We start from the raw sequence: 2322 nt of genomic DNA on the forward strand, positions 1-2322 counted from the left end.
TGGCCCTGCTCCTCGCGAGCAGCGTGGTATCCGCCGTTCTCGCGCAGGTCGCCCTCCTCGCGGCGGTCGTTGATTTCCGCGGCGATCGCCGGACGGTTTGCGATCAACTGATCGAGCTCGGCCTTCAGCCGGTCATGTGACTCTTGGGTCAACCAGGTCACCTGGGTGTCCGTCATCTCGTCGCGCTCCTCATGTTGTCGTTCCGCACCGTTTCATCGGCGGGTTTCAAGTCTCGCTGCCGGGCCGCCAACCGCGTGTATTGCCGCTAATGCAGCAATACACGGTCCCAGCAGGAACCGTGCATCCAACAAGGATAGCACCGCCTCGCAGGCCGCTGCGTACATCTTCCCAGTTGGCGGTCCGGCCAAACCACGGCGCGGTCATGATGACCGCAGGTAGCCCGGAACGTTGGTGCCGCAACCGTAGATGTCGCCCATCACCGGCGGCCGGGCCGACTTCACGATCGTGGTCACCTGAACCGTGGCCGCCTGCGACGGCGGGATCAGCACCTCACGCCGTCCCGACTCGCTGCCGTCTTTGGTCCGCACCCGCACGATGCAGTCGACCGGACGCGACGAATCCGAACGCGTGACCGTGATCGTCACCGACACCGTCTCGTCGTCGATCACCCGATAACCGGCCAGCGTGCCCGTTACGTCGCTGCGGCCCAGCCGCTGGTACCCGACCACCGCGACGACGACACCCGCGACGACCACCAGCCCCGCCAGCGCGATGACGACCCGGCGCCGACCGGCGCGGGACAGCCCGCGACGCCCGTAGCGGGGTTGAGGAGGCAGAATGGGGTCTTCGCTCATCGATACGTTTAGGTTATAGGGCCACAGCGCAAGCCGAACAACACGCGGGCAGGGAGCAGGTGAACGAGTTGCGGTTGATGGCGGTACACGCCCATCCGGACGATGAGTCCAGTAAGGGGGCCGCCACCCTTGCCCGCTACGCCGACGAGGGCCATCGCGTGCTGGTGGTGACGCTGACCGGCGGCGAACGTGGGGACATCCTCAACCCCGCCATGGACCTGCCGGAAGTGCACGGACGCATGACCGAAGTCCGTCGCGACGAGATGGCCAAGGCCGCCGAGATCCTCGGCGTCGAGCACACCTGGCTGGGCTTCGTGGACTCTGGCCTGCCCAAGGGCGACCCGCCGCCCCCGCTGCCGACCGACTGTTTCGCGCTGATGCCGCTGGAGGCGTGTACCGAGGCGCTGGTGCGGGTGGTACGCGAATTCCGGCCGCACGTGATGACAACCTACGACGAGAACGGCGGCTACCCGCATCCCGACCACATCCGCTGCCACCAGGTTTCGGTCACCGCCTACGAAGCCGCCGGCGATTACCGCCGCTTCCCCGCCGCCGGTGAAAGTTGGACGGTGCACAAGCTGTACTACAACCACGGCTTCCTGCGCCAGCGGATGCAGCTGCTGCAGGACGAGTTCGCCAAGCACGGCGAGCAGGGTCCGTTCGAGAAATGGCTGGCGCACTGGGATCCCGAGCACGACGTGTTCGCCGACCGGGTGACGACCCGGGTGGAGTGCTCGGCGTATTTCAGTCAACGCGACGACGCGCTGCGCGCGCACGCCACCCAGATCGATCCCAAAGCCGACTTTTTCGCCGCGCCGATCGAATGGCAGCAGCGACTGTGGCCGACCGAGGAGTTCGAGTTGGCCCGCTCACGGGTGTCCGTCCGGCTGCCCGAGACCGACCTGTTCGCCGGGATCGAGGACAAATGATTCTGCTCAGCGCGCTCACCTTTCTGGCCGACGACGCACCCCGCAACACCGGGCCCGACTTCGGTAAGGCCAGCCCGTTCGGGCTGCTGGTCATTGTTGCGCTGCTGCTTGGCACGTTCTTGCTCGTGCGGTCGATGAACCGGCAACTCAAGAAGGTCCCCGAGTCGTTCGATCCCCAGCACCCCGAGCCGGACCAGGACGCCGACGAGGGCACGGTCGGCGAACAAGACGGATCACCGCGTGAGCCCGACGACTAACACCCTGGCCGGGGCGGCCAGCCCGTATTTGCGCCAGCACGCCGACAACCCGGTGCACTGGCAGCAGTGGACACCGCAGGCCCTGGCCGAGGCCGCCGAACGCGATGTCCCGATCCTGCTGTCCGTCGGCTACGCCGCCTGCCACTGGTGCCATGTGATGGCCCACGAGTCATTCGAGGACGACGAGGTCGCCGCGGCGATGAACGCCGGGTTCGTCTGCATCAAGGTCGACCGCGAGGAGCGGCCCGACATCGACGCGGTGTACATGAACGCGACCGTGGCGCTCACCGGACAGGGCGGCTGGCCGATGACATGCTTCCT

At 66.8% G+C, this 2322-nt stretch carries 4 protein-coding genes and 1 pseudogene; 3 read left to right on the forward strand and 2 right to left on the reverse strand.

What is annotated here, in order from left to right:
* Nucleotides 1-176, reverse strand: a pseudogene (locus ACRDTL_RS11180) (transcription elongation factor GreA); the annotation flags it as partial.
* 204 nt (nt 177-380) lie between these two features.
* A complete protein-coding gene (locus tag ACRDTL_RS11185; RefSeq protein WP_431506776.1) occupies nt 381-815 on the reverse strand; it encodes a DUF4307 domain-containing protein in 435 nt (144 codons plus the stop codon).
* A 59-nt stretch (nt 816-874) separates the two neighbouring features.
* Here ACRDTL_RS11185 and mca point away from each other — a divergent pair, with 59 nt between their 5' ends.
* The 3 genes from mca to ACRDTL_RS11200 form a co-directional block, all read left to right on the forward strand.
* Nucleotides 875-1744: a mycothiol conjugate amidase Mca gene (gene mca, locus ACRDTL_RS11190; protein WP_431506777.1), complete on the forward strand. Its 870-nt coding sequence runs from the start codon at nt 875-877 to the stop codon at nt 1742-1744.
* The gene (locus ACRDTL_RS11195) at nt 1741-2001 is read left to right on the forward strand and encodes a hypothetical protein (protein ID WP_431506778.1); all 261 of its coding nucleotides are present in this window, start codon (nt 1741-1743) and stop codon (nt 1999-2001) included. The genes mca and ACRDTL_RS11195 overlap by 4 nt, the downstream gene beginning before the upstream one ends.
* Nucleotides 1985-2322, forward strand: a 338-nt coding sequence (locus ACRDTL_RS11200) for a DUF255 domain-containing protein (protein WP_431506779.1), incomplete at its 3' end; no start/stop codon positions are given. The genes ACRDTL_RS11195 and ACRDTL_RS11200, both read left to right, overlap by 17 nt.

The organism is Mycobacterium sp. (assembly GCF_050700595.1).
Classification (GTDB): domain Bacteria; phylum Actinomycetota; class Actinomycetes; order Mycobacteriales; family Mycobacteriaceae; genus Mycobacterium.

Bases quoted from the DNA above. Each gene is read 5' to 3' on its own strand.
- ACRDTL_RS11195 (WP_431506778.1), top strand. From the start codon at position 1,741: ATGATTCTGCTCAGCGCGCTCACCTTTCTGGCCGACGACGCACCCCGC.
- ACRDTL_RS11185 (WP_431506776.1), bottom strand. From the start codon at position 815: ATGAGCGAAGACCCCATTCTGCCTCCTCAACCCCGCTACGGGCGTCGC.